The organism is Saccharothrix sp. ALI-22-I, assembly GCF_001984175.1.
GTDB lineage: Bacteria > Actinomycetota > Actinomycetes > Mycobacteriales > Pseudonocardiaceae > Actinosynnema.
Window position 1 is genome coordinate 86976 of the sequence record NZ_MTQP01000066.1, and the last position, 14199, is coordinate 101174.

A 14199-nucleotide genomic window follows, 5' to 3' on the forward strand; every position below is an offset into this window, starting at 1 on the left:
TCCCGACAATTGACCGATCGCACCACGGAGGTCGCGACAGAAGGCACAGAACAGGTCTGCTCACGGACGTGAAAGTCCCCCACCTGGGCAATCTGACTGTCCGTCACACCCGTTAACGCGCCCGAGACGTGCCGCGTGGATACGGGAGCACGTAGTCCAGGAGGCCGGGCGGCCCGCACGACGGGCCCGCGCGGACACAGGTAGCCGAGCGGCCCTCACATCGTCCGGTGTGGACTGCATTCGGGATCTTCTACGTCACCCGACCGATGTTTCCGCATCAGTGCGGCCTCATCGTTGGTGCATCGCACCGATGCCCGCACAACGACGTGTGCGGCCTCACCGGAAGGTGCACCCCGATGATCCATTCAGCTCACGCCGCTCACGCGGACGAAGCAGGCGCCCGTGCCGACACCATGGCCCGGTTCCTGCGCGACGTACCCGTCCCCTTCACCCGCGTGTTGTCCCTATGGGTGGGCTACCGCCTGCGCCGCGACCCCCGGCAACCCGACACCCCACACCGCCTCACCCCGCGCCAGGGCCACCTGCTCGGCTTACCGCCGGGCACCGAGGTGACCCGGCGCGAGGGCTACCTGGTCCCGTACCTGGGCGACAACGGCCCCCGCCTCGCCACCATCACCGCCCTGGTGCACCAGCGGGCCCTCGAACTCGACGAGCCGAGACGCGAAGACCTGGCCCGCGGCTACACCCCGCTCGGCGTGCTGCTCACCGAAGCGCGCCGGGCCACCCACTACGCCACCACCACCCCGGTGCCCGACGACCCCGACTTCGCCGACCCGTTGCCGGACGACCCCGAGGACGTGCCCGCGCTGTGGTGCCAGGCCACGCTGCTCAGCGCCGGCCGACCTGTCGCGCTGGTCCGGGAAAGCGTTTACCAAACGGTGTTCACCGGCCGCCGCCCACCCGACCTGTCCGCCTACCTGACCCCGGCACCACCCCGTCTGGTGTCCTGATGCGCGCCCGGACCTCCGCGCTCGCCGCGACCACCGTGGCGGCGGGGTCCAGCGGGTACGTGGTCGCGGCGGTGCTCACCGAGGTCGCCGCCGACCACGGCGTCACCACCGCCGCGGCGGGCCAGACGATCACCGCGTTCGCCCTGGCCTACGCGATCGGCTCGCCGCTGCTGGCGATCCTGACCGCGCGCGTCGAACGACGTGCCCTGCTGGTGGCCGCACTGCTGGTCGCCGCGCTGGGCAACGTCGGCGCGGCGTTCGCACCGACGTTGGACCTGCTGCTGGTCGCCCGCGTGCTCACGGCGTGCGGCGCGGCGCTGGCCACCCCGGCGGCCACCGCGGTCGCCGCCCAACTCGACCCCGACCACAAGGCCAGGGCGATGGCCGTGGTGACCGGCGGGCTGACCGCCGCCACCCTGCTCGGTGTGCCCGCCGGGCGGTTCGTCGCCGACCAGTACGGCTACCGGGCGGCGTTTGTGCTGGTCGCGGTGTTGTGCGTGGCCGCGGCGCTGATCGTGCGGGCCGCCGTGCCGCGGGTGCACCCCGGCCCGGCGATCGGGTTCCGGCAACGGCTGGCGCCGCTGGCCGACCCGCCCGTGCAACGGCTGCTCGCCGTGTCGCTGCTGGCGTGCCTGGCCACGTTCAGCGTCTACAGCTACCTCGGCCCGATCACCGGCCAGGCGCCGGACGGCGGTCAGCTGCTCGCCTACGGGGTCGGCGGGGTGCTGGGCAACGTGGTCGGCGGCCTGGCCGCGGACCGCCACGGGCCCCGCACACCGCTGCTGATCGCCCTGGGCGGCTGTGCCGCGGTGCTCGTGCTGCTGCCGGCCGCGTTGACCGGGCCGACGGCGTTCGTCGTGATGGCGGCGTGGGGCGCGTTGTTCTGGGCGTTCAACCCGCCCCTGTTCGCGACCCTGGTGGCGTTGGACCCGGACCGGGCGAACCTCCTGCTCGCCCTGAACGCCTCCGCCATCTACGCGGGCATCGCCGGCGCCGGTGTGCTCGGCGGCGCGGTCGACGCCCCGATCGTCCCTCTCGTGGGCGCCGCCGTCGCCGTGGCGGCCACTGCCATCGCCGCCACGTCCCGGGAAAGGAGGCTGGTGTCGCGCTGATCGGCGCGATCCGGGTTAGGTTGCCCGCATGGTCGGAAAGGTGCCTTCGGTGGAGCTGGAGGTCGGGGACCGAACCGTGCGGATCTCCAACCCGGATCGCGTCTACTTCCCCGCGCGCGGGGAGACCAAGCTCGACCTCGCCCGCTACTACCTGGCGGTCGGTGACGGGATCGTGCGCGCGCTGCGGGAGCGACCGTGCATGATGCACCGCTTCCCGTCCGGGGTGGCCGGCCAGAAGGTGCACCAGAAGCGGCTGCCGCAGGGCGCGCCGCCGTGGGTGCGGACCGTGCGGGTGCACTTCCCCCGGTACGACCGGCACGCCGACGAGCTGTGCGTGACGGACGTGGCGGACGTGGTGTGGGCGGTGCAGATGTCCACCGTGGAGTTCCACCCGTGGAACTCGCGTGCCGCCGATACCGAGAAACCGGACGAGTGGCGCATCGATCTGGATCCCATGCCCGACTGCCCGTTCTCTCGGGTGCGGCGGGTCGCGCACGTGGCACACGAGGTGCTGGACGAACTGGGCGCGGTGGGCTGGCCGAAGACCTCGGGCGGGGCCGGGCTGCACATCTACGTGCGGGTCAAGCCGGAGTGGGGTTTCGCCGACGTGCGGCGGGCGGCGTTGGCGTTCGCCCGCGAGGTGGAGCGGCGCGCGCCCGACGACGTGACCACGGCGTGGTGGCGGCGCGACCGTGACCCGCACAGCCTTTTCGTTGACTACAACCAGAATGCGCGCGACCACACGATCGCCAGCGCGTACTCGGCGCGGGGCGTGCCGGAGGCGACCGTGTCCACGCCCGTGCGGTGGGACGAGATCGATTCACTGGACCCGCGTGACTTCACCATCGCATCGGTGCCCGCCCGGTTCGCGGAGCTGGGCGACCTGCACGCGGGGATCGACGACGCGGTGTTCTCGCTGGAGCCGTTGCTGGAGTGGGCGGACCGGGACGGCATCGAACCGCCCGAGTGACCTTGGGGGTCACCGCAGCACGCGGGGTTGCCGCCGGCCCAACGCGATGCCGTTCTCGATGTGGTGCAGCGCCTCCCGCTCGGTCCACCCCTCGATGCCGTTGTGCGTGGAGGCGGCGGCCAGCAGGAGCGACACCGCGGTGGCCTCGTCCAGCCAACCCGCGCCGACCAGTTCGCCGAGCCGGCAGGCGGCGGTGAACACGATGTGCGCGCGTCCGCCCGGCCGGGCTTCACGCACCCGCTCCACTTCGCCGTCGACCGCGGCGGCGCGGTAGGCGTCGATCCGACGCGGCGAGGGCCGTTGAGCGGGGATCGGCAAGTGCTCCGGCGGCGGCGGGGTCAGCACCGCGACCAGCCACTCCGGTGCTTCGGCTACCGGTGCGTCCCGCACCACGCGGTACCTGTCGTGGCCGACCAGCGACCCGGCGGCCACCACATATCCACCGACGCCCCTCGTGTCGACGTGCGGCGCGATCCTGCCGACGGTGTTGCCCAGTGGCACGTCCGGCGCCTGGAAGTACCGGTGCTCTCCCCCGCTCGGCGTGGCCACGGTGTACGTGTCGCGCGGGTCCTCGTCGCCGTGCTGCCAGGCGCGGCGGGCGAACGCCTCGCGGCCGTGCGGCACGTCGATGTCCACCACCAACAACCCGGCCGCGCCGCACGAGATGCCGACGTTGTAGGCCCGCCGCGACCACCAGTGCCTGATCCGGTCCCGGTCGAGCGTCGCCTCGTCGTCCCAGCCGCGCAGCGCGGGCACCTTCCCGTGCGGGCGCAACGGCATCACGGGCCAGCCTCGTGCGGCGGCGGCCAGCGCCGCCCGGTACCTGGACATGCTCGTTCCCCCTGGCGTTCGGGCAACGGGGGAAGCGCAGCCGGTTCCAGTGTGCCGGGGTCGGGACTGCCGGTACAGGGCCATCAGGATGCCGTGCACGGCTTCATCATCACTCGACGCCGGCACTCTGGGTTACCCGCCGCTGTTCTCCGGCAACCGCGTCGAACGCCGAGGGATCAGGAGCGGCTCACCGTCGGTCACCGAGGTGCGCGCCGCCCGCGACAGCTGAGGTCAGTACCGCAGGCATCCTACCGGCCTGTGAGCAGGCACCCCGCCCGTGCGGGGAGGCAGGTGTACCGGCGGAGGACGTGGGTAGGCCCCTAGTTCGGACGATCGGAAGGGAGCCGACCATGCCCGATCCCAGGAGCCACACCGCAGCCGGTCCGGCCGGCGGCGGGGGTGGAGTCGAGGAGGACGGCGGCCTGCACGCGCGCAGCGCCGCGTTCAGCGGTCACACGATGATCCCCGACCGGTACTCGTACGACGGCGGCAACACCTCGCCGCCGCTGGAGTGGTCGGACGTGCCGGCGGGCACGGCGGAACTGGCGCTGCTGTGCGAGGACCCCGACGCGCCGGGTGGGACGTTCGTGCACTGGGTGGTCGCGGGCATCCCCGCCGATGTGACCGCGATCGAAGAGGGTTCCGTGCCGCCGGGCGCGGTCGTCGGCCGCAACGGCTTCGGCGGACAGGGCTGGGGTGGACCGCGGCCACCGATCGGCGACGAACCCCACCGCTACTTCTTCCGGCTGTACGCCGTGGACCGACCGCTCGGCCTCGGTGAGGACGTCACCGCGAACGACCTGCGCAGCGCGATCGAGGGACACGTGCTGGCCCACGGCACGCTGGTCGGCCTGTTCGGCCGCTGACCGCCTGGTGCCGGGTGGCCCGACCACCCGGCACCACTCACCGTGGCGGCATCAGGACTGCGCCCACTGTTCGAGTCCCCGTTGCAGGTCGTCGACGTTCATCACCGGGATGAACTCCACGGTGCAGTTCAGGCTCCGGAAGAGCGGCTCGGCGATCACCGGGATCTGGGCCGGGTCGGCGAGGTCGAAGCCCTGCGCGACCAGTTCGGCGACCTCGCTCTCCCAGGGCGTCAGCGTCCTGTACGAGTCGTGGTCGAGTTGTCCGACCAGCCGGGCGGCCGTGGCGACGATGGGCGACATGCCCAGCGCCGTGGCCCGCCTGACGCAGTCGGCGGCGAGTGAGCGGGCCTGTGGAGGGTGTGGCGCAGCACTCCTTCACGAACGAGTGACCTCCGGTTAGCATAGCCTCGCCTAAGCCAATCGGAGGAACGCCGTGTACGTCTGCATCTGCGCCGCGGTCAGCGACACCCAAGTGCGGGCGTGCATCCGCAACGGCGCCCGCACCGTCGAGGAGATCGGCGAACGCTGCCAGGCGGGCACCGGTTGCGGCACGTGCCTCGACCACCTCGACGGCATGCTCGAACAGGACCTCGCCCCCAGTAACGCCGCTTAAGAGTGGTGCGCCGCGCTTAAGGTGGCAGCCCGCCCCATCCGGGTTTACGGTCGCTGAACCCGCTGTCCGGAGGTGGCCCGTGCGTGGCGACGACGAAGTCATCGCGTTGCTGAACGAACAGTTGACCAGCGAGCTCACCGCGATCAACCAGTACTTCCTGCACGCCAAGATGCAGGCGAACTGGGGCCTCACCAAACTCGCCGAGCACACCCGCGCCGAGTCGTTCGAGGAGATGACGCACGCGGAACTGCTCACCGACCGCATCCTGTTCCTCGAAGGCCTGCCGAACTACCAACGGCTCTTCCCGGTGCGCATCGGGCAGACGGTCCGGGAGCAGTTCGGCTCCGACCTGGCCATCGAGGTGGAAGTCGTGCAGCGGCTGCGCACCGGTATCCCGATGTGCCGGGAGAAGGGCGACATCACCACCGCGCTGCTGTTCGAGAAGATCCTGGCCGACGAGGAACACCACATCGACTACCTCGAAACGCAGCTCGAACTGATCGACCGGCTAGGCGAACAGCTCTACCTCTCCCAGCTCGTCGACCGACCACCCACCGTCGGCTAGCCGGCCCGCCGGGCGAGGACGTCGAGGGCGAACTCGCACCAGCGGATGTTCTCCTGCTCGAAGGCGATGCCGCGCGCCAGGGTGAGATAGGGGCCGACGGGATCAGCGGCGGCGAGGAACTCCGCCTCGGTCCGGCCGACGAGCATGTTGTCCCGCAGGCGCTCGTACCGCTTGAGCTTGGTCTCGGCAGCTTCCAGCTTGTCCCGCACCGCGTCGCGCACCGCCTCCGGATCACCGGCCTCCAGCGCCTGGACCTGCACCATCAACTCGTCACGGACGGCGGTCGGCTTGGGGCGTCGAGTGGTGTAGGCGTGCAGTTCGGCGCGCCCGGCCTCGGTCAGCGAGAACAGCCGCTTGTTGGGCCGCCGCTGCTGTTCGACGATCCGCGCCGACACCAGCCCCTGGCTCTCGATCTTCTCCAGTTCGCGGTAGAGCTGCTGTGCGGTGGCGGCCCAGAAGTTGGCCACCGACGCGTCGAAGCCCTTGGCGAGGTCGTAGCCGGAGGCCTCCCCGTCGAGGAGGGCAGCCAGGATCGCGTGGCGTAGCGCCATGACTTCAGCCTAGGCGCAATGCGAATACTCGCGGAGTTGACGTTCTCCTGACCGACCGGACACGCCCTCGGATAGTCAACTAATTGAGTACAATGACGACGTCAGCCTGACGCCAGGCGGTGATGACTACCAACGGACGGAAGGCGCACACGATGCCCGTCACGACGTACCGGCGCTATGTCGCCCTGGGTGACAGCCAGACCGAAGGAATGGGCGACGGCGACGACGTCTCGGGGCTGCGCGGCTGGGCGGACAGACTGGCCGTGCAACTCGCGGCGTCGAGTCCCGGTCTGAGCTACGCCAACCTGGCCGTGCGCGGACGGCTGGCCGGCCAGATCCGTGCCGAACAGCTGGAACCCGCCCTGGCGCTGCGCCCTGATCTGGCCACCGTGGTCGCCGGGATGAACGACCTGCTCCGGCCCCGGTTCGACGCCGACGAGGTCGCCGCGCACCTGGAGGAGATGTTCGCCGCGCTGACCGCCGCAGGTGCGCAGGTCGCCACGCTCACCTTTCCGAACCTCGCCCGCCTGATCCCGGTAGCCCGTCCGCTCAGTCCGCGCGTCACGGCGCTCAACAGCCGCATCCGCGCGGCGGCGCTGCGCCACGGGGTGATCGTCGCCGAGACCGCGTACCACCCGGTGGTCACCGACCCACGCCTGTGGAGCAGCGACCGGTTGCACGCCGGTCCGGTGGGACACGCGCGCATCGCCGCCGCGATCGCCCACGCACTCGCGGTACCCGGCAGCGACGATTCCTGGACGCGACCACTCCCCGAGCTCGCCTCCGGTGGGCGCCGGAGCGTCGTCGCCGGAGAACTGCGGTGGGTCGCCACGTTCCTCGGGCCGTGGATCGGCAGGCGCCTGCGTGGCCGCTCGTCCGGTGACGGCCGCACCGCCAAGCGCCCCGGCCTGCTGCCCGTCCCGGCGAGCGCGGAGACCGACTGACGCCACCGAAACGGTCGACGAGCGTGCCGACCGGGAGATATTCCAGCTCCGGATCGCCTTCGAAACCGTCATCGGGCGGGTAGATCCGCCCCTTCCCGTCCTCCCAGTGCTCCTCCAGGAACTCCTTGGAGGTGAGCTCGCGGCCTGAATCAGGCCGGCCGGAGCCGAGGGGTGGTCAGAGCGCGGGCTTGGTACCGATCACCACGGTGCAGTACAGCTCATCGGAAGTGACCACGCGCGGCAGGAGTCCGTGGTCGGCCATGGCGGCGACGGTCAGCGGGGCCTGGTGCTCGCTCGTCTCGATCAACAGGTGGCCGCCCGGCGCGAGCCACAGCGGTGCGCCGGAAGCGACCCTGCGGTGCACGTCGACCCCGTCCGGCCCGCCGTCGAGCGCCACCAAGGGCTCGTGGTCGCGGGCCTCGGGCGGCATCATCGCGATCTCGTCGGTCGGCACGTAAGGCGCGTTGGCGACCAGGATGTCGACGCGACCGCGCAGCGAGAGGGGCAGCGGGTCGTAGAGGTCTCCCTCGTACACCCGGCCACCCACCGCGTCGAGGTTGCGCCGGGCGCAGCGGACCGCGGCGGGTTCGATGTCGGAGGCGTGCAGTCGCACCCCGCCGACCGCGGCGGCGATCGCGGCGCCGAGTGCGCCCGCGCCGCAGCAGAGGTCGACGACGACGGCTCCCGGCCGCGCGCGCTCGACGGCCTGGCGCACCACGAACGTCGATCGCTGGCGGGGTACGAACACCCCCGCGTCCACGGCGATCCGCCGGCCGCAGAACTCGACCCAGCCGACGATGACCTCCAGCGGCGTGCCCTCGACCCGGCGGCGCACGATTTCTTCCAGGTGCGCCGGCGACCGAGCGGCGTCGATGAGCAACCGCGCCTCGTCTTCGGCGAAGACGCACCCCGCCGCCCGCAGCCTGGCCACGATATCGGACACCGGCGCTGACGCGGGGAAGGCCGACATGGCCACCTTTCACGGAAAACGTTGACGCCGATGATCGATCATACCAGCAGGACAACGGGCCGAGAAATGGTTTGCAGTGCGCCGGCGGATGCAAGTGACAGCGGGTGGCACGCCCGCTGTTCACAAGTATGACCAAGACGCGCCGATTTTGTTCACAAGTATGACCGGCCCACATTTTCCACCGAACGCCCGAGGCGCGTCGGTGATCAGGTTCGGCGGTGATGACCTGGGCATTCGATGGGTTCGACACTCGACGACCGGGTACTACCCCAGAATTCGCCGTTGACCCCGCGTTGCGGACCTCATAGCATCCGACGGGAAACCGGTTTCCTGTCCAATGGCGCAAGGAAGCACCCCAGGGGGTACCGTGTTCGCCATCTTCCTGTCGGTCGGGTCGATATCGGCCGGATGCGACATAGTTGCGCCTCGATCGATTCCGTCGCCTGCAAATGGAAAGCACCTTTCCAAGACGAACTGATCCCACGGAGACGTACTATGCGCGTGAGACCCATGATTGCGTGTGTCGGTCTGTTAGCCGCCGCACTGGTCGCGGTGGCATCGTCCACCGCACAGGCCGCGCCCACGCGGTACGAGGCGGAGACCTCGCCGGCGGTGTGTTCCGGCACGATCGATTCCAACTGGTCCGGTTACACCGGCAGCGGGTTCTGCAACGGCGCCAACGCCACGAGCGGCTACGCCCAGTTCACGGTGAACGCGTCGGCCGCGGGCACGGCGACGTTGGGGGTCCGGTTCGCCAACGGGGCCACCACGGCCCGACCGGCCAACCTGGTCGTGAACGGGTCCACGGTTCAGACGCCCTCGTTCGAGGGCACGGGGGCCTGGTCGACTTGGGTGACCAAGACGTTGAGCGTGTCGGTGAACGCGGGTAGCAACACCATCCGGCTGAACCCGACCACCGCCGCCGGCCTGCCCAACATCGACTACCTCGACTTCGAAGTCGGTGGCACCCCGCAGCCGCAGCCGCCCGGCGGGATCGTCGGCTGGGCCACGCAGGCCGGCGGCACCACCGGTGGCGCGGGCGGTCCTACCGTCACCGTGAGCAGTTTCGCCGATTTCCGGACCCAGGCGCAGGCCTCGGGCGCCCGGACCATCCTGATCAACGGCATGCTCAGCGGTTCGGGCACCGTCGAGATCAGTGCCAACAAGACGATCCGGGGCGTCGGCGCCAACTCGGGCATCTCGGGAACCACCCTCAACATCGAGGACATGAGCCCCGCCAACGTGATCATCCAGAACCTGAACATCCGCGGGGTGCCCGGGAGCGACGCGATCCAGATCGAGAGCGCCACTCACGTCTGGATCGACCACAACACCATGTCCAGCACCATCGAGGACAACCCCGACTTCTACGACGGCATGCTGGACATCACCCACGCCGCCGACTACGTCACGGTGTCGTGGAACGTCATCCGCAACCACTGGAAGACCTCGCTGGTCGGCCACTCCGACGGCAACGGCGGTGAGGACCGCGGTCACCTGCGGGTCACGTACCACCACAACTGGTTCGACCGCACGTTCGAGCGCAGCCCGCGGGTGCGCTTCGGCGAGACGGTCCACGTGTTCAACAACTACTACTCCAACGTCAACAACAACTCCTCCTCGTACGCCATCGCCTCCCTCATGGACGCCGGACTGCTCGTGGAGGGCAACGTCTTCGAGAACGTGCAGCAGGCGTGCTGGTCGGCGAGCGGGTACGCGGACTCCGATCCCGGACGGTTGGTGGCGCGCAACAACTCCCTCACCAACTCCGGGCCGTGCGAAACCAACGGCACGGTGGCCGCTGTCCCGTACGGCTACACCGCGGACAACGTCGGCACCGTCAAGGCGTCCGTCACGACGGGTGCGGGCACGGGCAAGCTCTGACTCTTCCGGGATCAGCACAACGGGGACGGCGACCGGCACTGGCCGGTCGCCGTCCCCACAACCTCGCGCGCCACTCCGCAAGAATGCGGATTCGAAGGTCAACCTAATCCCCTATAAGGGTGATTCTGCGCCGAGCCCATCCTTGATCAGTTGTCACGTCTGCTGTGATAACCGATCACGCCGCCGCTGATGTGAGGGCGCGGCACTGGGGATTCGACGACGGTCCCGGCAGCGGCTCATCAGTGTGGTGCCCGGTGGTGCCCGGTCGTACCCATGAGCCCTGGACGGGTGGACAGGCGGTGCGAGTGGTGCACGGACGGGACGCGATCCTGGAGATCGCGACGAACCTGATCGTGCGCGGTTCGCCCATGTCGGCCGCCGCGGAACGCGATGAGCGCCGCATCCCGCCGGTCCTCATCCTGACCGGCCCCGGCGGCTCGGGGAAGACCGCGGTGCTCGCCGAGCTGGATCGCAGGCTCGGCGATCAACCGCACGTCCGGCTCGACGCCGTGCGGCCCGGGCAGGCCGACCCGCCCTCGCTGGTCGACCTGCTCACCACCGTGATCTTCGAGTTCATCCGGCACGGCGCTTACCGCAAGAAGTTCTCCCGGTTCCTCGTCGGTCGCCTGATCACCGAGATGACGCTGGACGACGACTTGACCGTGGCGTACGAGCAGGCGAAGGACAAGCTGGGTCGGTTCGACCCGACCACGCTCGGCGGCCAGATCGCCGCCATGTTCGCCCTGCTGCCGGATGAGACCGGTGGGCCGGCCGCCGCGGACGCCGTGGGGCAGTTCGTGCCGTCGATCGTCGAGGGGCTCACCCGGACGTCTTGGGGCCGACGCGTGACCCTGCTGACCGGGCACAAGTGGTACGGCCATCGCGACCGGAACCTCAAGAAGGACGCGATCGCCGAGTTGGTCGACCTCAACCGGCAGCGCCACCACGGCGGCGACGAGGGCAAGGCGGCAGTCAACCGCACGCTCATGGCCGCGTTCCTGGCGGACGTGCGGCACGCCGCGCGGCGCGGATCGACGGTCGACCCGGTGGTGTTGTTGGACAACGCCGACAACGACTCCGGCCTGGAATTCCTCCGCGCGCTGGAGAAGACCCGGTTCGAGCCGGGCGTCGACTACGAGCACGATCACCTCACGGTGATCACCACGAGCAACGGGTCCCTGGTGGAGTGGTTGAAGATCACGGACGACGAGGTGCCCAGGGGCGACCCCACCGTGGTGGAACGGGTGCGCACCGGCCGCCTGGACGTCAGGGGCCCGTGGCTGCCGCTGCCGCTGCGCGACCTCACCGGGGAGGAGATGCTGCCGCTGGCCGAGGACGTCGGCATCCCGGCCCGGCACCGCTACCGGATCGTGCGGATGCTGCGCGACCTGACCGCGGGCCACCCCGGCGGCACGGCTCTGCTCATGCGGGCCGCGGTGCTCGCCGGACCGGACATCGCCTACCCGGAGGACATGCTGGCGTTACCCATGCCCGGATCACCGCGCCCGGGCAACGACAGGCACCCGCCCGACACCAGGTCCGCCGCCGACCTCATCCTCGACATGTTCCTCGCGGACCTGCCGGGCACCCTCCACTTCGACCTGACCACCTGCGCCGCGGCGCGTGACCGGGACGAAGCGGGCGTGATCGCCGGTTCACCGATGATCGGCACCGCCTTCGGCGACCAGCAGCCGTTGCTGTCCGCGGCCTACTGGGCCCCGCGCGAGCCGGGCGGCAAGCCGGTGATGCACCCGCTGTTGCGCCTGCTCCTGCTGCGCAAACTCGCCCAGCGGCCCGCCGCGCCCCGGACCGCGTGGCGCGGGGTGTTCGGCCTGTTGGCGGAGAAGGCCGAGAACGAGGACGACCGCATGCACCACCAGTTCGCCCGCGGTGACGTCACCGCGGTCGTCGAGCGGCTGGTCACCCTGCTGGGCGAACGCAGCGGCAGGCAGTGGCTCGCCCTGGTGCGGTCGCTGGCGTCCTGTCCGGCGCACCCGGACGCCGCACACGCGGAGTTCGAGCGGACCGGGGACGAGCTGACCGACGCAGTCACGGCCGTGCTCACCGCCTGGCGCGGCAGCGCCGACCCGACCCTCATCGGCAGGCGGGCACACCTGCACGGCGTGGTCTACACCGAAATGCCGATCGTGGCACGCAAGGCGCGCGGCGACCGCGGCGACTTCGTCTCGGTCGCGGCCCACCACCAAGCCATGGCCAAGCGCTGGCTGGACGTGCAACGCCGCGACCCGGCTGACCCCGATCCCGACGAGTTGGGAAGCACACGATGACCCCGTTGGTGATCTCGGCTCTGCTGCTGCTGGGCTGGGCGGCCTTGTTCGTGTACCTGCGACGCCGTCGTGCGCTGTTCCAGGGCGACATCACACCGACCGACCCGATGCCGAAGAGCGTGCGCGTCCTGCTGGCGGTGGCGGTGTTCGTGCTCCCGTTGGCCTCGGTGGCAGTCGCCGCGCCGAAGGTGCTCTGCTTCGGCGGTGGCATCGACACCGGCATCACGCTGCGCGGCTGGTTCTCGTCGTCGGAGCTGGAGTGCGTCGGCGTCAGCGACGGCGGCTACGACTTCTCCGGCGGGTTCGCCGACGAGGAAGTCGACGACACCACCCGCAAGCGCTACGACGAAGTGCTGGGCAAGATCGAGAAGCAGAACAGCGCGCTGTCCGGCGACTACGTCAAGGTCGCCTTCCTCGCGCCCCTCACGTCACCGCTGTCCGGACCGCGGGTGGTGCACGAGGTGGCCGGGCTCGCCGCGGCGCAGGAACGGCTCAACACCGAAAACCGCAGTCCGAAGGTCGAAGTGCTGCTCGCGCACATGGGCGCGACGTCGGCCCAGTGGGAGTCCGCGGTCGACGAGCTGATCGCGATGAAGGACGACTCGGCGCCGCTGCTGGCCGTCGTCGGGCTCGGGCTGAGCCAGGACGAGACGAAGTTCGCGGCCAAGAAGCTCTCCGACGCCGACGTCCTGATGGTCGCCGACCTCGTCACCGCGACGCAGCTCGACCCGGACGGACCAATCGAGCACTTCCACCGGACGTCGTTCGCCAACTCCCGGCAGTTCGAGGCCACCACCAGGGCGCTCGGCGCGGCGGGGGTCGACAGCACGCGCGCCATCGTGGTCAAGAGCAACGACACCGGTGACACCTACTCCGGCACGTCCGCCGAGGCCATCGCCGCCCAGCTGGGCGGGCAGGAGTCGCCGTACCGGTTCGGCAGCGACGACAAGGGCGTGCTGGGCAACCAGTTCCAGATCATCAGCGACAAGATGTGCAGCAAGGTCGACCCGAGCCGGCCGGACACACCGGTGGTGCTGTACTACGCCGGACGGGCCCGCTACCTGAGCGATCTGATGGTCAAGCTCGACGCGGAGAGCTGCCTGCGCAAGGTGATCGTGGTCAGCGCCTCCGACGCGGCCGTGCTGCGCATGGGCGAGCAGGACGCCAAGGCTGCCGCGACGTGGAAGATCTCCGACGCCCGCGAGGTCGTCGGTCGGGGCAAGGTCGAGCTGTACTTCACCCCGCTCGCCGACCCGGTCGTGATCGGCGAGCGGGAGGAGTACACCCCGCTGCGGGAGGCATTCAAGGGCTACGAGCACGAACTGGACACCGGCTGGGCCGCGATGGCGTGGGACGCGCTGCACGTGGCGGTCGGCTGGATCCGGCACGCCCAAGCCGGCGACCCGGAGGTCGTCATCCCCAAGCCGGAGACCGTGGAACTCGCCACCCAGGCAACGTACTCCGACCGTGACTCCGCCTACGAGGGCGCCAGCGGCACCTTCTACTTCGACGCCACCGGTGACCGCGTCGACATCGGCGACAACCTGCCCGCCGTCGTCCGCCTGCTCCCCGACGGGTCCGCGCAACGGGTCGGGTGAGCGCCGCCCCGCAGAACAGGAGAATCGAGAGCGGCT

Annotated in this window: 14 protein-coding genes; 10 read left to right on the forward strand and 4 right to left on the reverse strand. The window is 70.3% G+C overall.

All coding sequences use genetic code 11. The features are described 5' to 3' along the window. Positions 1-356: 356 nt before the first annotated feature. The 3 genes from ALI22I_RS51260 to ligD are packed head-to-tail and all read left to right on the forward strand — an operon-like array spanning position 357 to position 3053. On the forward strand, positions 357-971 hold the full coding sequence (locus tag ALI22I_RS51260; protein WP_179118404.1) for a hypothetical protein: 615 nt from the start codon (positions 357-359) through the stop codon (positions 969-971). Beyond that, a complete protein-coding gene (locus ALI22I_RS51265) occupies positions 971-2083 on the forward strand; it encodes an MFS transporter (RefSeq protein ID WP_077008741.1) in 1113 nt (370 codons plus the stop codon). The genes ALI22I_RS51260 and ALI22I_RS51265 overlap by 1 nt, the downstream gene beginning before the upstream one ends. A 28-nt stretch (positions 2084-2111) precedes the next feature. Then, a complete protein-coding gene (gene ligD, locus ALI22I_RS28995) occupies positions 2112-3053 on the forward strand; it encodes a non-homologous end-joining DNA ligase (RefSeq protein WP_077008742.1) in 942 nt (313 codons plus the stop codon). A gap of 9 nt (positions 3054-3062) precedes the next feature. Here ligD and ALI22I_RS29000 read toward each other — a convergent pair whose 3' ends face one another. Further along, complete coding sequence (locus ALI22I_RS29000; RefSeq protein WP_077008743.1) at positions 3063-3884, reverse strand: bifunctional DNA primase/polymerase; 822 nt, start codon at positions 3882-3884, stop codon at positions 3063-3065. Between the two features lie 350 nt (positions 3885-4234). Here ALI22I_RS29000 and ALI22I_RS29005 point away from each other — a divergent pair, with 350 nt between their 5' ends. Further along, positions 4235-4750 carry a YbhB/YbcL family Raf kinase inhibitor-like protein gene (locus ALI22I_RS29005; protein ID WP_077008744.1) on the forward strand — a complete coding sequence of 172 codons (516 nt, stop codon included), beginning with the start codon at positions 4235-4237 and terminating at the stop codon, positions 4748-4750. A 51-nt stretch (positions 4751-4801) separates the two neighbouring features. Here ALI22I_RS29005 and ALI22I_RS29010 read toward each other — a convergent pair whose 3' ends face one another. After that, positions 4802-5050, reverse strand: a complete 249-nt coding sequence (locus tag ALI22I_RS29010; protein ID WP_077008745.1) for a hypothetical protein — start codon at positions 5048-5050, stop codon at positions 4802-4804. Between the two features lie 133 nt (positions 5051-5183). Between ALI22I_RS29010 and ALI22I_RS29015 the strand changes: the two genes are divergently transcribed. Together ALI22I_RS29015 and bfr are read left to right on the forward strand one after the other, a co-directional pair. After that, a complete protein-coding gene (locus ALI22I_RS29015) occupies positions 5184-5363 on the forward strand; it encodes a (2Fe-2S)-binding protein (protein ID WP_077008746.1) in 180 nt (59 codons plus the stop codon). A gap of 79 nt (positions 5364-5442) precedes the next feature. Then, entirely contained in the window at positions 5443-5928 is a 486-nt protein-coding gene (bfr, locus tag ALI22I_RS29020) for a bacterioferritin (RefSeq protein WP_077008747.1), read from the forward strand. Here the strand turns inward: bfr and ALI22I_RS29025 are convergent. Beyond that, positions 5925-6479 (reverse strand): PadR family transcriptional regulator, encoded by a 555-nt coding sequence (locus ALI22I_RS29025; RefSeq protein WP_077008748.1) that lies wholly within the window; start codon positions 6477-6479, stop codon positions 5925-5927. The two genes, bfr and ALI22I_RS29025, sit on opposite strands and share 4 nt — an antisense overlap. A 152-nt stretch (positions 6480-6631) precedes the next feature. Here ALI22I_RS29025 and ALI22I_RS29030 point away from each other — a divergent pair, with 152 nt between their 5' ends. Further along, positions 6632-7423: an SGNH/GDSL hydrolase family protein gene (locus tag ALI22I_RS29030; RefSeq protein WP_077009274.1), complete on the forward strand. Its 792-nt coding sequence runs from the start codon at positions 6632-6634 to the stop codon at positions 7421-7423. Between the two features lie 175 nt (positions 7424-7598). Here ALI22I_RS29030 and ALI22I_RS29035 read toward each other — a convergent pair whose 3' ends face one another. Beyond that, complete coding sequence (locus ALI22I_RS29035) at positions 7599-8393, reverse strand: putative protein N(5)-glutamine methyltransferase (RefSeq protein WP_077008749.1); 795 nt, start codon at positions 8391-8393, stop codon at positions 7599-7601. A 510-nt stretch (positions 8394-8903) separates the two neighbouring features. Between ALI22I_RS29035 and ALI22I_RS29040 the strand changes: the two genes are divergently transcribed. The 3 genes from ALI22I_RS29040 (at position 8904) to ALI22I_RS29050 (ending at position 14163) form a co-directional block, all read left to right on the forward strand. Continuing rightward, positions 8904-10277, forward strand: a complete 1374-nt coding sequence (locus tag ALI22I_RS29040) for a pectate lyase family protein (RefSeq protein ID WP_238598689.1) — start codon at positions 8904-8906, stop codon at positions 10275-10277. A gap of 299 nt (positions 10278-10576) precedes the next feature. After that, positions 10577-12565 (forward strand): ATP-binding protein, encoded by a 1989-nt coding sequence (locus ALI22I_RS29045; RefSeq protein WP_143532493.1) that lies wholly within the window; start codon positions 10577-10579, stop codon positions 12563-12565. Continuing rightward, positions 12562-14163, forward strand: coding sequence for an ABC transporter substrate-binding protein (locus ALI22I_RS29050; RefSeq protein WP_077008752.1), 1602 nt, complete (start codon positions 12562-12564; stop codon positions 14161-14163). Before ALI22I_RS29045 ends, ALI22I_RS29050 begins: the two co-directional genes overlap by 4 nt. The last annotated feature ends 36 nt before the right edge of the window (positions 14164-14199 follow it).